The 17,639-nt window shown below is 69.0% G+C and carries 14 protein-coding genes and 1 tRNA gene; 4 read left to right on the top strand and 11 right to left on the bottom strand.

The window, feature by feature from the left end; genetic code table 11:
* Window positions 1-11 precede the first annotated feature (11 nt).
* From ABZ851_RS02340 to dnaA, 11 genes are all read right to left on the bottom strand, one after another.
* Window positions 12-1,514, bottom strand: a complete 1,503-nt coding sequence (locus tag ABZ851_RS02340) for a hypothetical protein (RefSeq protein ID WP_361120901.1) — start codon at window positions 1,512-1,514, stop codon at window positions 12-14.
* A 523-nt stretch (window positions 1,515-2,037) separates the two neighbouring features.
* Window positions 2,038-2,172, bottom strand: coding sequence for a DLW-39 family protein (locus ABZ851_RS02335; RefSeq protein ID WP_003958712.1), 135 nt, complete (start codon window positions 2,170-2,172; stop codon window positions 2,038-2,040).
* A 190-nt stretch (window positions 2,173-2,362) separates the two neighbouring features.
* Window positions 2,363-2,436: transfer RNA gene (locus ABZ851_RS02330), tRNA-Ile, on the bottom strand.
* A gap of 88 nt (window positions 2,437-2,524) precedes the next feature.
* Window positions 2,525-3,205: a DUF3566 domain-containing protein gene (locus ABZ851_RS02325; protein ID WP_361120898.1), complete on the bottom strand. Its 681-nt coding sequence runs from the start codon at window positions 3,203-3,205 to the stop codon at window positions 2,525-2,527.
* Between the two features lie 15 nt (window positions 3,206-3,220).
* Entirely contained in the window at window positions 3,221-5,845 is a 2,625-nt protein-coding gene (gyrA, locus tag ABZ851_RS02320; protein WP_361120895.1) for a DNA gyrase subunit A, read from the bottom strand.
* 50 nt (window positions 5,846-5,895) lie between these two features.
* Window positions 5,896-7,950, bottom strand: coding sequence for a DNA topoisomerase (ATP-hydrolyzing) subunit B (gene gyrB / locus ABZ851_RS02315; protein ID WP_093492227.1), 2,055 nt, complete (start codon window positions 7,948-7,950; stop codon window positions 5,896-5,898).
* 298 nt (window positions 7,951-8,248) lie between these two features.
* Window positions 8,249-8,785, bottom strand: a complete 537-nt coding sequence (locus ABZ851_RS02310; protein WP_361120892.1) for a DciA family protein — start codon at window positions 8,783-8,785, stop codon at window positions 8,249-8,251.
* On the bottom strand, window positions 8,782-9,954 hold the full coding sequence (gene recF / locus ABZ851_RS02305; RefSeq protein ID WP_361120889.1) for a DNA replication/repair protein RecF: 1,173 nt from the start codon (window positions 9,952-9,954) through the stop codon (window positions 8,782-8,784). The genes ABZ851_RS02310 and recF overlap by 4 nt, the downstream gene beginning before the upstream one ends.
* Before the next feature lie 68 nt (window positions 9,955-10,022).
* Window positions 10,023-10,901, bottom strand: coding sequence for a phosphogluconate dehydrogenase (NAD(+)-dependent, decarboxylating) (gene gnd, locus ABZ851_RS02300; RefSeq protein WP_361120886.1), 879 nt, complete (start codon window positions 10,899-10,901; stop codon window positions 10,023-10,025).
* A gap of 181 nt (window positions 10,902-11,082) precedes the next feature.
* Entirely contained in the window at window positions 11,083-12,213 is a 1,131-nt protein-coding gene (dnaN, locus tag ABZ851_RS02295; RefSeq protein ID WP_088798837.1) for a DNA polymerase III subunit beta, read from the bottom strand.
* Between the two features lie 1,002 nt (window positions 12,214-13,215).
* Window positions 13,216-15,165 carry a chromosomal replication initiator protein DnaA gene (dnaA, locus tag ABZ851_RS02290; protein WP_361120882.1) on the bottom strand — a complete coding sequence of 650 codons (1,950 nt, stop codon included), beginning with the start codon at window positions 15,163-15,165 and terminating at the stop codon, window positions 13,216-13,218.
* Between the two features lie 379 nt (window positions 15,166-15,544).
* On the opposite strand from dnaA, the gene rpmH reads away from it, so the two are divergent.
* Genes rpmH through yidC form a run of 4 tightly spaced genes read left to right on the top strand, consistent with a single transcriptional unit; the run spans window position 15,545 to window position 17,625 of the window.
* Window positions 15,545-15,682 carry a 50S ribosomal protein L34 gene (rpmH, locus tag ABZ851_RS02285; protein ID WP_003949374.1) on the top strand — a complete coding sequence of 46 codons (138 nt, stop codon included), beginning with the start codon at window positions 15,545-15,547 and terminating at the stop codon, window positions 15,680-15,682.
* 24 nt (window positions 15,683-15,706) lie between these two features.
* Window positions 15,707-16,165 (top strand): ribonuclease P protein component, encoded by a 459-nt coding sequence (rnpA, locus tag ABZ851_RS02280; protein ID WP_361120879.1) that lies wholly within the window; start codon window positions 15,707-15,709, stop codon window positions 16,163-16,165.
* Window positions 16,162-16,479, top strand: a complete 318-nt coding sequence (gene yidD / locus ABZ851_RS02275) for a membrane protein insertion efficiency factor YidD (RefSeq protein ID WP_006604423.1) — start codon at window positions 16,162-16,164, stop codon at window positions 16,477-16,479. Before rnpA ends, yidD begins: the two co-directional genes overlap by 4 nt.
* Before the next feature lie 3 nt (window positions 16,480-16,482).
* Window positions 16,483-17,625 carry a membrane protein insertase YidC gene (gene yidC / locus ABZ851_RS02270; protein ID WP_361120876.1) on the top strand — a complete coding sequence of 381 codons (1,143 nt, stop codon included), beginning with the start codon at window positions 16,483-16,485 and terminating at the stop codon, window positions 17,623-17,625.
* Window positions 17,626-17,639: the final 14 nt, after the last annotated feature.

Raw genomic sequence — 17,639 nt, 5'->3', positions numbered from 1 at the left:
TGAAACCGCCGCTACCAGCCCTGTGGAGGCCCGAACTGCGCATTCTGCTGCGCCTGTTGGGTCGACTGTGTCGGCTGTCCCGGTGGTGACGGCTGTGACGACTGTCCCGGCTGACCCGGCTGACCCGGCTGACCCGGCAGTGCGGGCGGCTGCCCGCCCGTGCCACCAGGGCCGCCCGGCCCGCCGGGACCCGCCGCGCCACCAGGGCCGACCGCCGCGGCCGGTGCACCGGCCGTCGACCGCCGCGCCACCAGCGTCCACGCGCCCATTCCCAGCAGCAGCACCACCCCCGTGCCGATCCCGGTGTAGGCCACCGTCATCAGGGTGCCGCTCTTCGCCGCCTGCTGTGCGGTCTGGCCCTTCCGCGCCGACTCACGGTCCCCGGACGTGACGGAGAAGGTGTCGGTCGGCTCCGCGTAGCCGGGCCCGGCCTTGGCGGCGCCGCGGACATCCACCCGGAGCGTGAGTTCCGCACCCTTGGGGAAGAACCGCGCGGCGTCGGGGTGCAGGCTGACCTCGAGGTAGTACCAGCCGGCGAACCGCATCGCGCTGACCGGGGCGACCGGCTGGAAGCGGTTGCCGTACGCCACCGGCGCGGTGAACTCCTTCGCGGCCACCGGCTTCCCGGTGTACGCGACGAAGGAGAGATCGTCGACCGCACCACGCGCCGGGTTGTAGACCCCCAGCCCGAGCATCCGGGCGAGGAAACCGGAGGAGCCGGCGGGCGCGTTCGGCAGCTCCGCGCTCAGGTTGAGCCGCTGTCCCCAGTCCACCGGCACGCGGTAGAAGCGGGTCTCGCCCGGCCTGATCCGGTCCTTCCACACCCCGGAGTCGACCGAGCCCGCGTCGTTGAAGCCGGTGCCTCCCTTGGCGCTGCGCTTGGTGGTGTCCGTGCGCGGGGCGGGCGTGACGGTGCTCCAACTGCCCTGGCCCGGCCGGGCGGGCGTGGTGCCCTTGAGCGGCGGCTCGTCGAGGTAGTCCAGTTCGAGCGGCCAGGCGTCGGAGCCGGACTTCGCCGAACCCTCCCGGGTGATCACCAGGTAGTACGGGCCGGCCTTCTGACACCCCGTGCGGTCAGCTCCGATACGACGGGTGGCGTAGCCGGCGACCGGATAGGCCATCCCGCCGCCGTGGAACGACGGACGGGCGCCCGTGTCGCAGGTCGTGCCGTCGCTGTCCTGGACATTGACGGTCAGTTTGTCGCCGTAGTCCGCGACCTTGGTCCCGGGCCGGGGCGCCGCGACGGCCGAGAAGTAGGCGCTGGTCCTGTCGTCCAGGGTGACGGCGTAGTACTTCTGCTCACCGCGCTTGATGGAGTCGGTGTGCAGTCCGGGCTTGAGCTGCGGGGCATCCGCGGTACTGGTGCTGCCCTGGGTCGCCGTGGCGCCGTCCCCCGTCCGGTAACCCGGGACGGTCTCGGCCGAGGCCACCCCCACCGCCCCCGGCAGGATCACCACCACGGCGAGCGCCGCCAGTACGGCTATGCCCCTGTTCGTCGTGCGCCCCGTCACCACGCCCCACCCCTCATCGGATCGGAATTCCCGGCGCCGGCCCGCGGCTTCCTGCAGACCCGTCCACAGCCGCCGCGAGACCGGCCGGCAGCAGCACGCCCACACGCCGACCGCGACGGCCACCACACGTCCTGTGAGTCATCTTCCACCGCCGCCCCGCGTGCCGTACGCCGAGGCCGGGGAATCGTCCCGGCAGCATCGGTCCGGCCGTGACCGCACCGACGCGACGCCCTGCTCCTGCTTCAGCGGATGTTCCACGTGAAACATCCGCGCCCTCGGCCACCACGTGGCGCCCCACCCCGACATTCTTTGCTTCTGCAAGCAAATGATGTGCTTTAGCGAATCCAAGGGGAGTGCCGTCCCGCTCCGACAACGACATCCAGCCACCTCGCGGCAGCCACCGCCCCCCACCGCAGAACGCCCCGCACGCCCCGCACGCCCCACCAGCCCCAGAACGCACGAAACCCCGATCACCCAGGGGCAATCGGGGCTCGTACGAACCTGTGGTGCTGTGCTGTGGGGGGTCTCAGACACCCGAACCTGCGGGCACGGAGTCGGTCGCCTCCGTCCACAGATCCTGCTCGGCGCGATCCGCCTGGATCTGGCGGTACACGAGGAGCCCGCCGATGGCGGCCAGTGCGACCAGGAGAAGCTTCTTCACCGCGCGACCTCGTCTTTCGTTGACGTAGGGGACCTATGTCGGCCGATGATACACACCGGCCGATACCGATTGGTTACCTAGCCCGCGGTCCGCAACACCTCGTCCGAGGCCGCTGCCGCGAGCCAACTTCCGCCTCCGTACAACGAATCGGCCCGGCCGGGGAGTTCCCCGGCCGGGCCGATCGGTGCGGTGCGGCTACCAGGACTTGAACCTGGGGCCTCTTCCTTATCAGGGAAGCGCTCTAACCGTCTGAGCTATAGCCGCGCGCTCGCTGCAACGAAAGATTAGCGCACTTCAGAGGCGTTCCCAAAATCGGTTCCGGGAGCCCCCCGAACGCCCTCCCGTGCGGGGGTCACTCATCCTCGGCGAGGGTGAGCTCCACCCCGCCGACGAAGCCCGCCGACAGGTTGTAGATGAAGGCCCCGAGCGTGCCCAGCGCGGTCGCCAGCACCACGTCGATCACCGCGATGACCGAGGTGAACAGCACCACCCGCGGCAGCGACAGGAACGACTGCAGATCGAAGCCGGCGCCGTCACCGGAGCCGGTGGCCTCGCTGATCGTCCCGCCGACCGCGGAGAAGACGCCCATCGCGTTCATGACCATCCACAGCACGGCGGCCGCCACGACCGTGCAGATGCCCAGCGCGATGGAGAGCAGGAAGCTGACCTTCATGACCGACCACGGATCGGCGCGGGCCACCCGCAGCCGGGCCTTGCGGGTGCGCGGGACCGTGCCGGCGCCCGTGCGCGGGCGGCGCACCTGTCCGCCGCCGCCCTGCCCACCGCCGGTGGGGTACGCCTGAGGCGGCTGGTACGGCTGCTGGGAGCCGCCCTCGGGGGCGCGCCCCTTGGGCTGCGGTTGCGGCTGACGGGTATCGGTCACGGGTCCCCCCTGGTGTGAGCCCTCGTCTCGGGGGCCGGTGTCAGAAACGGCAGAGCCACGGGCGCTGTCCTCCGTCACGGTTGCGGGTCCGGACGGGGAGTCCTTCTCCGCTCCCGATCCACCCGCCGCAGCGCCCGTGGCTCCACTCACGACCTACTCCTCGTGCTACTCCGCCGGGGGCTGCTCGCCCTCGGCCTCCGTGGGCACGGTCTCCTCCGCCGCGTCGGCCTCGTCGGGCGTCTCGCCCCCGTCGACCTCTTCGGCTTCACGACCGGCCTCGGCGTTCCATGCGATGCCGACGACGGCATCACGCTTGCCCAGGTTGATCAGTTGGACGCCCATGGTGTCACGGCCGGTCTCCCGGACTCCGCTGACCCGCGTACGGATCACGCCACCGCCGAGCGTCACCGCAAGGATCTCGTCACTCTCCTCGACGACCAGCGCTCCGACCAGCGAACCCCGGTCCTCCACGATCTTGGCGGCCTTGATCCCCAGGCCGCCGCGGCCCTGGACGCGGTACTCGTCGACCGCGGTGCGCTTGGCGTAGCCGCCGTCCGTGGCGGTGAAGACGAACGTACCCGCGCGGACCACGTTCATCGAGAGCAGTTCGTCGTCCTCGCGGAAGCTCATGCCCTTCACACCGGAGGTGGCCCGGCCCATCGGGCGCAGCGCCTCGTCCGTCGCGGTGAACCGGATCGACTGGGCCTTCTTGCTGATCAGCAGCAGGTCGTCGTTCTCCGAGACCAGCTCGGCGCCGATCAGCTCGTCGTCCGTGCCGTCCTCCTGCTCGCGCAGGTTGATCGCGATGACACCGCCGGAACGCGGCGAGTCGTAGTCCTTGAGCGGCGTCTTCTTCACCAGGCCGGCCTTGGTGGCGAGCACCAGGTACGGCATGGCCTCGTAGTCGCGGATCGCCAGGATCTGCGCGATCTGCTCGTCCGGCTGGAAGGCGAGCAGGTTGGCCACATGCTGCCCCCGGGCGTCGCGTCCCGCGTCGGGGAGTTCGTACGCCTTGGCGCGGTAGACCCGGCCCTTGTTCGTGAAGAACAGCAGCCAGTGGTGGGTGGTGGAGACAAAGAAGTGGTCGACGATGTCGTCTTCCTTGAGCTTCGTGCCCCGCACGCCCTTGCCGCCGCGCTTCTGCGAGCGGTAGTCGTCGGTCTTCGTCCGCTTCACATAGCCGCCACGGGTGATCGTGACGACGATGTCCTCCTCGGCGATCAGGTCCTCGATGGACATGTCGCCCTCGAAGGGCACCAGCTTGGAGCGCCGGTCGTCGCCGAACTTGTCGACGATCGCGGCCAGTTCCTCGCTGATGATCTGGCGCTGCCGCTCCGGGGAGGCCAGGATCGCGTTGTACTCGTTGATCTTGCGCTGCAGCTCGTCGTGCTCGGCGGTGATCTTCTGGCGCTCCAGGGCGGCCAGCCGGCGCAGCTGCATCTCCAGGATCGCGTTCGCCTGGATCTCGTCGATGGTCAGCAGGCCCATCAGGCCCTCGCGCGCCACCTCGACCGTCTCACTGCGCCGGATCAGCGCGATGACCTCGTCGATCGCGTCCAGCGCCTTGAGCAGACCGCGCAGGATGTGCGCCCGCTCCTCGGCCTTGCGCAGCCGGAACTTCGTCCGCCGGACGATGACCTCGATCTGGTGCGTGACCCAGTTGCGGATGAACGCGTCCAGCGAGAGCGTGCGCGGCACCCCGTCGACCAGCGCCAGCATGTTCGCGCCGAAGTTGGTCTGCAGATCGGTGTGCTTGTAGAGGTTGTTGAGGACGACCTTGGCGACCGCGTCCCGCTTGAGGACGATGACCAGGCGCTGGCCCGTACGCGAGGAGGTCTCGTCGCGGACGTCCGCGATGCCGCCGATCTTGCCGTCCTTCACCAGGTCGGCGATCTTCTGCGCGAGGTTGTCCGGGTTGACCTGGTAGGGCAGCTCGGTGACCACCAGGCACTGGCGGTTCTGGATCTCCTCGACCGCCACCACGGCACGCATGGTGATCGAGCCGCGGCCCGTGCGGTAGGCCTCCTCGATGCCCTTGCGGCCCACGACCAGTGCGCCGGTGGGGAAGTCGGGGCCCTTGATGCGCTCGATCAGCGCGTCCAGCAGCTCCTCGCTGGAGGCCTCGGGGTGCTCCAGCGCCCACTGGGCACCGGCCGCGACCTCGCGCAGGTTGTGCGGCGGGATGTTCGTCGCCATGCCGACCGCGATACCGGCCGAGCCGTTGATCAGCAGGTTGGGGAAGCGCGCCGGCAGGACCGTCGGCTCCTGGTTACGGCCGTCGTAGTTGTCCTGGAAGTCGACGGTCTCCTCGTCGATGTCCCGGAGCATCTCCATGGACAGCGACTTCATCTTGCACTCGGTGTACCGCATGGCCGCGGCCGGGTCGTTGCCCGGGGAGCCGAAGTTGCCGTTGGAGTCCACCAGCGGCATCCGCATCGACCACGGCTGCGCCAGACGCACCAGGGCGTCATAGATCGAGGAGTCGCCGTGCGGGTGGTACGTACCCATGACGTCGCCCACGACGCGGGCGCACTTGTAGAAGCCCTTCTCGGGGCGGTAGCCGCCGTCGTACATCGCGTACAGCACGCGGCGGTGCACCGGCTTGAGGCCGTCCCGCACATCGGGCAGCGCACGCGAGACGATGACGGACATCGCATAGTCGAGGTAGGAGCGCTGCATCTCCGTCTCGAGCCCGACGGGCTCGACACGCATTCCGACGCCTTCGATGGCGGCGGGCGCGCCCTCGGCGGTCACGCCGTCCGGGGTCACAGGGGGGTTCTCGTCGGCCATGGTGGTTCAAAGTCCTTTCGAGCTGCGGCTGTTGTTCGGGCCGACAGGGCTCAGATGTCGAGGAAGCGGACGTCCTTGGCGTTGCGCTGGATGAACGAGCGGCGCGCCTCGACGTCCTCGCCCATCAGCACGGAGAACAGGTCGTCCGCACGGGCCGCGTCGTCCAGCGAGACCTGACCGAGGACCCGGTGGTCGGTGTCCATGGTCGTGATCCGCAGCTCCTCGGCGTTCATCTCGCCGAGACCCTTGAACCGCTGGATCGAGTCCTCGCGGATCCGCTTGCCGTTCTGCTTGCCGATCTCGATCAGCGCGTCCCGCTCCGCGTCGGAGTAGGCGTACTCGAAGTCGTCCCGGCCCCACTTGATCTTGTACAGCGGCGGGCGGGAGAGGTAGACGTGCCCTGCCTCGACCAGCGGCCGCATGAAGCGGAAGAGGAAGGTGAGCAGCAGGGTGTTGATGTGCTGACCGTCGACGTCGGCGTCCGCCATCAGGATGATCTTGTGATAGCGGAGCTTGTCGATGTCGAAGTCCTCGTGCACGCCCGTGCCGAACGCCGAGATCAGCGCCTGGACCTCGTTGTTCTGCAGGATCTTGTCGACCCTGGCCTTCTCGACGTTGAGGATCTTGCCTCGGATCGGCAGGATCGCCTGGTACTCCGGGTTACGGCCGGACTTGGCCGAGCCACCGGCGGAGTCACCCTCGACGATGAAGATCTCGCACTTCTCGGGATCGTTGGACTGGCAGTCGCTCAGCTTGCCCGGCAGCGAAGCCGTCTCCAGCAGGCCCTTGCGGCGGGTCAGATCGCGCGCCTTGCGGGCGGCCACCCGCGCGGTCGCGGCCTGGATGCCCTTGCGGATGATGTCCGCGGCCTCGTTGGGGTTGCGGTCCAGCCAGTCGTTGAGGTGTTCGTGGACCACCTTCTGGACGAAGGTCTTTACCTCGGTGTTGCCCAGCTTGGTCTTGGTCTGGCCCTCGAACTGCGGCTCGGCGAGCTTGACCGAGATGATCGCCGTCAGACCCTCGCGGATGTCCTCACCCGTGAGGTTGTCGTCCTTCTCGCGCAGCAGCTTCTTGTCGCGCGCATAACGGTTGATCAGGCCCGTCAGCGCGGCGCGGAAGCCCTCTTCGTGGGTGCCGCCCTCGTGGGTGTGGATGATGTTCGCGAAGCTGTAGACACCCTCGCTGTACTGGGTGTTCCACTGCATCGCCAGCTCGACCGACAGCTGGCGCTCCTTGTCCTCGGCGTCCACCGAGATCACCGTCGGGTGCACCAGCTCGCCCTTGCGCGAGTTGAGGTACGTCACGAAGTCGACGATGCCGCCCTCGTAGTGGTACCGCACCGAGAGCGGCTTGCCCTCCTCGTCCACGTGGTCCGGGCGCTCGTCGGTCAGCGCGATCGTCAGACCCTTGTTGAGGAACGCCATCTCCTGGAAGCGCCGCGACAGCGTCTCGAAGCTGTACGTGGTCGTCTCGAAGATGTCGCCGTCGGCCCAGAACGTCACCGAGGTGCCGGAGTCGTCGGTCGGCTCGTGCTTGGCCAGCGGCGCGGTCGGGACGCCGAGCTTGTACTCCTGCGTCCAGCGGTAGCCGTCCGTGCGGACCTCGACCGCCACTCGCTGCGACAGCGCGTTCACGACGGAGACACCCACGCCGTGCAGACCACCGGAGACCGCGTAGCCGCCGCCGCCGAACTTGCCGCCGGCGTGCAGCACCGTCATCACGACCTCGACGGCCGGCTTGTTCTCCGACGGCACGATGCCGACCGGGATACCGCGGCCGTTGTCGACGACGCGGACACCGCCGTCGGCCAGGATCGTGACCTCGATGGTGTCGGCGTGCCCCGCCAGCGCCTCGTCGACGGAGTTGTCGACGACCTCCTGCACGAGGTGGTGCAGACCGCGCTCACCCGTCGAGCCGATGTACATGCCAGGGCGCTTACGGACCGCGTCCAGGCCTTCGAGGACGGTGATCGCACTGGCGTCGTACGACTTCTCCACCGCGGAGTCGCCCATGGCGCCGGCAGGAACCCCCTCTTCAGTAGAAGCCGTGTTGTTCTCGTTGAGGTCGCCGGAGTCGGCCACGAAGCGCCCTTTCTGGCACAGCACGAGCCCTTCCGCGCCTGCGGGGATCACCCCTGGAAAGACAGGCGGGCGGGGCTGCGTCGTTCGACATGTTCCGCGAGTGGGCGGAATTGGCACCAGTCTACCGGTAGCGCCGACACTCATGGGGGTTTGCAGGTACCTGAGTCGTCATGTGCCGCCCTGAACTGGCGTCCGCCGACTCCCCATATTCGAGAAGGGGCCCCAGGACGCTCACACGGGCACTCAGCGCTTCGGACTGTCAACCGGCGGCTACCGTGAGCGGAGTCTCATCCGCCTCACCCGTAGAGGGCGGTCACAGGGGTCAGCCGTAGGTGTCGCCGGGGCCCTTGCTGCCCGGCGCCCGCAGCGATCCGTACCGGCGCGCGGGGCCCCCGGGACCGAGCACCTTGATGACCTTTACGGTGCCGTGGCCCAGGTCCTCGTTGAGGCGGGCCACCAGCGTCGGGGCCAGCAGCCGCAGCTGCGTCGCCCAGGCCGTCGAATCGCACTGGACGGTCAGGACCCGGGCGTCCTCGTCGTACTTCTGCGGCTCACAGTGCTGCGCCACCTCGGGCCCGACCAGCTGCGGCCAGCGCCCCATCACCCCGCCGACCGCGGCCGGGGTCTCCCAGCCGCGTTCCGTGATCAGCCGGTTGATCGCCGCACCGAGCGGCAGCGGGTCGCGGCCGTCCGCCCGCGCGCCGGAGCGCAGCCCCCCGCGCCGGGCCTGCTTCTTCTGCTGCGCGGCCGCGCCCCGCGCCCGCGCCTGCTCCTTGGCGGCGACCAGCGCCTGCCGGGCCAGATCCACACCGGAGAGCTCTGGGGAAGGCTGGGGCGGGCCGGGCTCCTCCTCGCTCACGGGGTCACCTTCTCCGCGGTGCCGCCGGACACCGCATAGCGCGCCCCGGCCAGCGCGCCCGGCACGTCGTCGTCCACCGCGGCCGTCACCAGCACCTGCTCGCCCGGGGCCACCAGCTCCGCCAGCCGCTCGCGGCGCCGTGCGTCCAGCTCGGCGAAGACGTCGTCGAGCACCAGCACCGGCTCATTGCCCTCGGCCCGCAGCAGGTCGTACGAGGCCAGCCGCAGCGCCAGCGCGTACGACCAGGACTCGCCGTGGCTGGCGTACCCCTTCGCCGGGAGCTGCCCCAGCTTGAGCACCAGATCGTCGCGGTGCGGCCCGACCAGCGTCACCCCGCGCTCGATCTCTCCCTTGCGGGCCTCGCCGAGCGCCGCCAGCAGCACGCCGTACAGCTCCTCGCGGGTCCCGGTGGCGGCCATCGCCTCGCCCGCCGAGCCGCGGTACTCCAGCGCCAGCGGCCCGCCGCCCGGCGCCAGCTGTTCATAGGCCTTGTCCGCGAGCGGCTGCAGCGCGGCGATCAGATCGAGCCGCTGCGCCAGCAGCTCGGCGCCCGCGCGGGCCAGATGCTGGTCCCACACGTCCAGCGTCGACAGATCCGCCCCCACGCTCGAATCCGCTCGCGCGGGAGGTGCCCCCCGCCGCCCGCCGTGCCTGCGTGCCAGCGCCGCGGTCTTCAACAGGGTGTTGCGCTGCTTGAGGACGCGGTCGTAGTCCGAGCGCACCCCGGCCATCCGCGGCGACCGCGCGGTGATCAGCTCGTCCAGGAACCGCCGCCGCTCGCCCGGATCGCCCTTGACCAGCGCCAGGTCCTCCGGCGCGAACAGCACCGTCCGGACGATCCCCAGCACATCCCGCGGCCTGACCTGGGACGACCTGTTGATCCTGGCGCGGTTGGCCTTGCCCGGGTTGAGCTCCAGCTCGACCAGCTGCTGCCGCTCGCCCTGGACGACCGCGGCCCGGACGACCGCCCGCTCGGCGCCCATCCGCACCAGCGGGGCGTCCGAGGAGACCCGGTGGCTGCCGAGCGTCGCCAGATAGCCGACCGCTTCGACCAGATTGGTCTTGCCCTGGCCGTTGGGGCCCACGAAAGCCGTGACGCCCGGGTCGAGCGGAACCTCGACCCGGGCGTACGAGCGGAAGTCGGCGAGGGACAGATGCGTGATGTGCATGACGGGACGCCGACCTCCCCCGGCGGTTGCCACCGGTTACTGCGGTGGTTACTGCTTCTTGCTGCTTGCTACTTCTTGTTCTCGACCGCGTGGCCACCGAACTGATTGCGCAGCGCGGCGATCATCTTCATCTGCGGGGAGTCGTCCTGGCGGGAGGCGAAGCGCGCGAAGAGCGAGGCCGTGATCGCGGGCAGCGGCACGGCGTTGTCGATCGCGGCCTCGACCGTCCAGCGGCCCTCACCGGAGTCGGCGGCGAAGCCGCGCAGCTTCTCCAGGTGCTCGTCGTCGTCGAGGGCGTTGACGGCCAGGTCGAGCAGCCAGGAGCGGATGACCGTCCCCTCCTGCCACGAGCGGAAGATCTCGCGCACGTCCGTGACGGAGTCGACCTTCTCCAGCAGCTCCCAGCCCTCGGCGAAGGCCTGCATCATGGCGTACTCGATGCCGTTGTGGACCATCTTCGCGAAGTGGCCGGCGCCGACCTTGCCGGCGTGCACCGAGCCGAACTCGCCCTCGGGCTTGAGGGCATCGAAGATCGGCTGCACCTTGGCGACATCGTCCTTGTCGCCGCCGTACATCAGCGCATAGCCGTTCTCCAGGCCCCAGACGCCGCCGGAGACACCGCAGTCGACGAAGCCGATGCCCTTGGCCTTCAGCTCCTCGGCGTGCTTCTCGTCGTCGGTCCAGCGGGAGTTACCGCCGTCCACGACGATGTCGCCCGGCGACAGCAGCTCGGCCAGCTCGTCGATCGTGGACTGGGTGGCGGCACCGGCCGGCACCATGACCCAGACCACCCGCGGCCCCTTGAGCTTGTCCACCAGCCCCTGAAGGCTGTTGACATCCGCCACGTCGGGGTTGCGGTCGTATCCGATGACGGTGTGGCCGGCGCGGCGAATGCGCTCGCGCATATTGCCGCCCATCTTGCCGAGACCGACGAGACCGAGCTCCATCAGAGACCCTCTTTGCACGTAGTCGTTGCTGTTCGTACCCGGGTCCGAGCCTACGCCCGCAGGTCCGTGCACACCTGTGGGCTCAGCCGCTCATCAGGGGCCCTTCAGCCGGTCGCCGCACGGCGCGCGGCCGGGGCGCCGTCCGGTGTCCGCCGGACAGCTCACCCCTGCGCTCCGGCCGTCAGCCCGAGAGCCGCACCGGCATGATCAGGTACTTGTACGCGTCGTCCGCCTCGGCATCCTTGGCCGGCCGGCCGCTCAGCAGCGCGGGCTTGGTCGAGGTCGTGAAGGACAGCTGCGCCACCGGGGAGTCGATGGCCGACAGGCCCTCCAGGAGGAAGCCCGGGTTGAAGGCGATCGAGATGTCGTCGCCCTCCAGGTCGGCGTCCACCCGCTCCACAGCCTGTGCATCGTCGCTGGAGCCGGCCTCCAGGATCAGCACGCCCTGCTCGAAGCTCAGCCGGACCGGGGTGTTCCGCTCGGCCACCAGCGCCACACGCTTGACGGCCTCGACGAACGGGGCGGTCTCGATTACGGCGACCGAATTGAACTCGGTCGGGAAGAGAGTGCGGTACTTCGGCAGGTCGCCTTCCAGCAGACGCGTCGTCGTCCGCCGCCCGGCGCCCTCGAAACCGATCAGGCCCTCGCCCTGGCCGGAGCCGGACAGCGCGAGCGTGACGGTGTCGCCGCTGCTCAGGGACTTGGCGGTGTCCAGCAGCGTCTTGGCGGGGACCAGCGCGACCGCGGAGGCGTCCGGGCTCTCCGGCTTCCACAGGAACTCGCGCACCGCGAAGCGGTAGCGGTCGGTGGAGGCCAGGGTGACGGTGTCGCCCTCGATCTCGATCCGTACGCCGGTGAGCACCGGAAGGGTGTCGTCACGGCCGGCGGCGATGGCGACCTGGGCGGCGGCCGCGGCGAAGACCTCACCGGGGACGGTGCCGGTGGCGGTGGGCATCGTCGGCAGGGACGGGTACTCCTCCACAGGCAGTGTGTGGAGGGTGAAGCGCGAGGAGCCGCAGACGACGGTCACCCGTACACCGTCGGTGGAAATCTCCACCGGGCGGTTGGGGAGCGCACGGCAGATGTCGGCGAGCAGCCGGCCGGAGACGAGGACCGTGCCCTCCTCTTCCACCTCTGCTTCCACCGAGACCCGTGCGGAGACCTCGTAGTCGAAGCCGGAGAGGCTCAGCGCGCCTTCCTCCGCCTTCAGCAGCAGGCCCGCGAGGACGGGCACCGGCGGACGGGCCGGGAGGCTCTTGGCCGCCCAGGCCACTGCCTCCGCGAGTACATCGCGCTCCACCCGGATCTTCACCGGAAACCGCCTCCTGCTGTTGCTGGCTCTCGCCCTGCTGGCCTTCGTCGTCGGCTGGGTTGCCGGAGACCAGTCTGACGCACGCCACCGACAGTCGGTGCGGCTCGGGGTCAAGTCGGCTCGACCGGTGCCGGACGCCCGGCGGCCAACTTGTGCACAGGCCCCGTTTCCGAACGAGTTCCCCGGTAGATATCCGTGGTCGTAGTAGTAGGGGCTGTGGAAACCGTGGACAACTGCTTTTGCGCAGGTCAACGCGGATTTTTTGTCCACTGCCCCTGTGGGTGGCGGTCGTGGAAAAGCCGGTGGCTCTGTGGACCGCCGGAAGTTCTGCACACCCGATGCACAGGGGGCAGGTACTTCTCCCCAGCGCCATCCCCAGCTTTACCCCCGTTCCCCACAGCCCAATCCCTCACCTCGGTGTGACCGCTTTCACTCGGCCCGGTGAGGGCGGGTGTTGTGTTGCCGAACAGTGGACAGCGATGTGGAGAAGCCGGTGATCGTTGGGGACAACAGCGGCTTGCCTGTGGGCGGGCGGTGGACAAGACGCGGCCTCCCCTGTGGACGAATCCGCTGTCCACACCCTGTGGAGGAAGGTTGGCCACAAATCCACACGCGGCTGACCTCCTCCGATGCCCCGTCAGAACACCGGCCTGTGGATCCCACAGGGATAACTTTCCCCTCCCCAGGATGTGGACGGAAGATTCTTGCCCAATCTGTGGAGAGAAGCCGTGACCGGCCGCGGAATCGAACACAGCAGGCGCGCTCCACAGGTTTGGGACGACGGCGGGGCGGATCGAAGGAAGGGCCACAGGGGTCCGGGAGCCGGGCCGGGAGCGTCTTCGGACGGCCTCGGGAGCGGCGAGTGACGCGTTCAGGGCACTCGGCCTGTGGGGAGGCGCGGGCTTCGCCGCACGGCCGGCCCCGTACGACGAAGGGCGCTGCCGGAACGGATCCGGAGCGCCCTGGGACGTCCTGCGGTGGCCGGTGGCAGCGTGGCCGCCCTCAGCCGTTCTTGATGCGGTTGGTCAGCTCGGTGACCTGGTTGTAGATCGAGCGCCGCTCGGCCATCAGCGCGCGGATCTTGCGGTCGGCGTGCATCACGGTCGTATGGTCCCGGCCGCCGAACTGCGCGCCGATCTTCGGCAGGGAGAGATCCGTCAGCTCGCGGCACAGATACATGGCGATCTGGCGGGCGGTCACCAGCACCCGGCTGCGTGACGAGCCGCACAGGTCGTCGATGGTCAGCCCGAAGTAGTCGGCCGTCGAAGCCATGATCGCGGTCGCGGTGATCTCCGGCGCGGCGTCCTCGCCACCGGGGATCAGGTCCTTCAGCACGATCTCGGTCAGCCCCAGGTCCACCGGCTGCCGGTTGAGCGAGGCGAACGCGGTGACCCGGATGAGCGCGCCCTCCAGCTCACGGATGTTGCGCGAGATCCGGGACGCGATGAACTCCAGCACCTCCGGCGGTGCGTTCAGCTGCTCCTGGACCGCCTTCTTGCGGAGGATCGCGATCCGGGTCTCCAGCTCGGGCGGCTGGACGTCGGTGATCAGACCCCATTCGAAGCGGTTGCGCAGCCGGTCCTCCAGGGTGACCAGCTGCTTGGGCGGCCGGTCGCTGGAGAGCACGATCTGCTTGTTCGCGTTGTGCAGCGTATTGAAGGTGTGGAAGAACTCCTCCTGCGTCGACTCCTTGCTCGCCAGGAACTGGATGTCGTCGACCAGCAGGATGTCCATGTCGCGGTAGCGCTTGCGGAACGCGTCCGCCTTGCCGTCGCGGATGGAGTTGATGAACTCGTTGGTGAACTCCTCCGAGCTCACGTACCGCACCCGGGTGCCGGGGTACAGGCTCCGCGCGTAGTGCCCGATGGCATGCAGCAGATGGGTCTTGCCGAGACCGGACTCCCCGTAGATGAACAGCGGGTTGTACGCCTTGGCCGGCGCCTCGGCGACGGCGACCGCGGCGGCGTGCGCAAAGCGGTTCGAGGCACCGATGACGAAGGTGTCGAAGAGGTACTTCGGGTTCAGCCGCGCGGTCGGCTCACCGGGGCCGGTCGCCGGTGCGGGCTGCGCGGCGAGCGGGCTGGGCGCACCGCTGGGCGCGGGAAGCACGGCGCCGGGGCCGGAGCCGGGAGCGCCCGAGCGGCCGTTGTGCCCGCCGGGCTGGTGCTCGGAGAGGTCGCGGCGCGGCTGGTCGTAAGGGGAGCGGACGTCGGAGTGCTGCGGCGGCCCGCTGCGGTCGGGTGCCTGCCCGCGGTAGTCGTTCTGCCGCTGCTGATGCTGCGATACATGGGACGAAGGGGAGGCGTAGGGGTCGCGCTCGGGGTAGCCGCCGAGGTGCTGCTGCCAGCCGTAGTCATCGCGCGGGCCGGGGCCGCCGGCCATACCGGAGGAGTGCTGCGGCCAGCCGCCGGGCTCGTGCCGGGGCTGCTGGTAGTCCGGATAGGCGGGGCGCACGCCGGGCAGGTCCTCGCCCTGGTGCCCGTAGCCCTGCCGGTTGTCGTGACGGCTCTCGTGGCGGTTGTCGTGCCGTGCTTCGTAGCCGTCGTAGGCATCGTGTTGCTGCTGTGCCTGATGTGACGGCTGAGAGTGCGGGGTGTGCTGCTGAGGCGACGACGGGTGCTGGGGGGACGGGTGCTGCGGCGACTGGTGCGGGGGTGCGGGCGGCGCCGGGGGCTCCTCGGAGGAGTCGTCAACGGTGATCGCGATCCGGATCGGGCGGCCGCACTCATGGCTCAGAGCCTCCCCGATCAGCGGCGCCAGCCGGCCTTCCAGCACACCCTTGGCGAACTCATTGGGGACGGCGAGCAGCGCGGTGTCGGCAACCAGCGCCAGCGGCTGGGTGCGCTTGAGCCAGTCCTGGTCCTTGGGCTTGAGGCCGTCGGCCTCCGCGCGAAGGAGATGGTCGAGCACGCGCGGCCACACTGCGGCAAGATCGGCAGGTACATCAGCCACGGGGCACGCTCTCTCAGCAGTCCCACGAATGTGTGATTCTCAGGACGGGCGGGAAGGAATCGGAGTTCAGCCACGGTAGTCAGGGCGGGCCTGGGGATTCAAGTTGTTGTCCACAGGCTGTGCATAGTGTGTCCTGACAAGAGCCCGGTCGGGGCCGCCGAGGAGCCGGTTTGACCGGATGGCGTAGCCGCGCGTACCGTGACCAGGTCGAGTTGTCGATGGCTGCTGCCGCCTGCCTCCGATGGGCAAAGATCACGCTCGAGTGATCGTGTAGCGGTGCACTTAGGCGTTGCGAGCTACTCGTGGGCGCACGGTGACAGCCAGTCGACGCCCCACATCTGTCTCTCCTTGAGACAACAAGCATTCCTGGAGCCCCCGAGTGAGCAAGCGCACCTTCCAGCCGAACAACCGCCGCCGCGCGAAGACCCACGGCTTCCGTCTGCGCATGCGGACCCGCGCCGGCCGCGCGATTCTCGCGTCCCGCCGTGGCAAGGGTCGCGCCCGCCTGTCGGCCTGAGCAGCCTGAACCTAGGTCCATGACGTGCTGCCTACCGAGAATCGGCTGAGGCGGCGCGAGGACTTCGCGGCCGCGGTACGCCGGGGACGCAGGGCCGGGCGCCCGCTCCTTGTCGTTCATTTCCGCAGCGGTGCAACGGACCCGCACGGGCCGGGGGAGAGTGTTCCCCCGGCACGTGCGGGTTTCGTCGTGAGCAAGGCAGTGGGCAACGCCGTCGTGCGCAACAAGGTCCAGCGCAGGCTTCGGCATCTGATGCGCGACCGGCTGGACCGGCTGCCCGCCGGTAGCCTGGTTGTCGTACGGGCCCTGCCCTGTGCGGGTGATGCGGAACACGACCAACTGGCCCGCGACCTGGATGCCGCCCTTGAGCGGCTGCTGGGAGGGGTGCCGAAAGGCTGCCATCCCCCGGGGGCCGTGACCGGCGGCGGCTCCGCCGCGGGCCCCCGGAACCCCGGACGGGACCCGGGAGGGAGCGCACAGTGAAGTACCCGCTGCTGCTTTTGATCAAGATCTACCAGTGGACCATCAGCCCCTTGTTGGGACCGGTCTGCAAGTACTACCCGTCGTGCTCGCACTATGGCTACACGGCCATCGACCGGCACGGTGCGGTGAAAGGGACTGCGCTGACAGCCTGGCGCATCCTGCGATGCAATCCGTGGTCGCTCGGTGGCGTCGACCACGTCCCTCCCCGGAAGCGTCCGGTTTGGCATCAGCGGCTGAGGAGCCGCCTGGGCGGGCCCACCGTCCCTGAGCCTGTCGCCCAGCCCGAGACTCAGCCCAACGCCCAAGGAGCCTGATTCGTGGACACGATCCTCGGTCCCCTCTATATCGCTGTTTCCTGGATCATCGTCCAGTTCCACTCGTTCTACAGCCTCATCTTTGACAAGGACAGTGGCGCGGCGTGGGGTCTGTCCATCGTCTCGCTGGTGGTGCTGATCCGTATCTGCCTGATCCCGCTCTTCGTGAAGCAGATCAAATCGACGCGGAACATGCAGGCGCTCCAGCCGAAGATGAAGGCGATCCAGGAGCGCTACAAGAACGACAAGCAGCGCCAGTCCGAAGAGATGATGAAGCTCTACAAGGAGACGGGTACCAACCCGCTCTCGAGCTGTCTCCCGATTCTGGCCCAGTCGCCGTTCTTCATCTCGCTGTACCAGGTCCTGAGCCACATCGCGCAGAACAAGACGGTCGGCGTCATCGACCAGCCGCTGCTGGAGAGCGCGCAGAAAGCGCACATCTTCGGTGCGCCGCTGGCGGCGAAGTTCATGGACAGCGCGGAGAAGATCCAGAGCCTCGGTGCTTCCGTGGTCGACGTCCGCGTGGTCACGATCATCATGATCGTCCTGATGTCGGCGTCGCAGTTCTACACGCAGCGCCAGCTGATGACCAAGAACGTCGACCTCACGGTGAAGACGCCGTTCATGCAGCAGCAGAAGATGCTGATGTACGTCTTCCCCATCATGTTCGCCGTCTTCGGCATCAACTTCCCCGTCGGTGTTCTCGTCTACTGGCTGACCACCAACGTGTGGACCATGGGCCAGCAGATGTTCGTCATCCGTCGTAACCCGACCCCGGGCAGCAAGGCCTTCGCGGAGCGCCAGGAGCGGCTGCGTGCCGCCGGCAAGATCGTCGAGGACCCGGCCGTCGTCGAGGCGAAGCAGGCCGCCGAGGAGGCGCGCCAGAACCGCCAGCAGCCCAAGCGCCAGACGAAGTCCCAGCGGCAGACCGGCGGCGCCGCACCGGCCGGCGGTGCGCAGAGCCGTACGCGTGCCGGATCCGCTTCGGGTGGTACGGGCGCCGGACAGGGTGCTGCGAAGAAGCAGTCGCTGGAGAAGAAGGACGCGCAGGAGGGCAAGGAGAAGGGCGGCGCCTCCGGGTCCCGCACCACCAAGTCCGGCCAGCGCAAGGGCCAGCAGCGCCCCAAGCACCCGTCCAAGAAGTAAGAAGGAGTCCTTTC

This window comes from Streptomyces sp. NPDC047049 (assembly GCF_040643995.1).
Taxonomy (GTDB): domain Bacteria; phylum Actinomycetota; class Actinomycetes; order Streptomycetales; family Streptomycetaceae; genus Streptomyces; species Streptomyces mooreae.
Note: the sequence above shows the minus strand (reverse complement) of the source record. Positions and strands in the feature narration are given on the sequence as shown.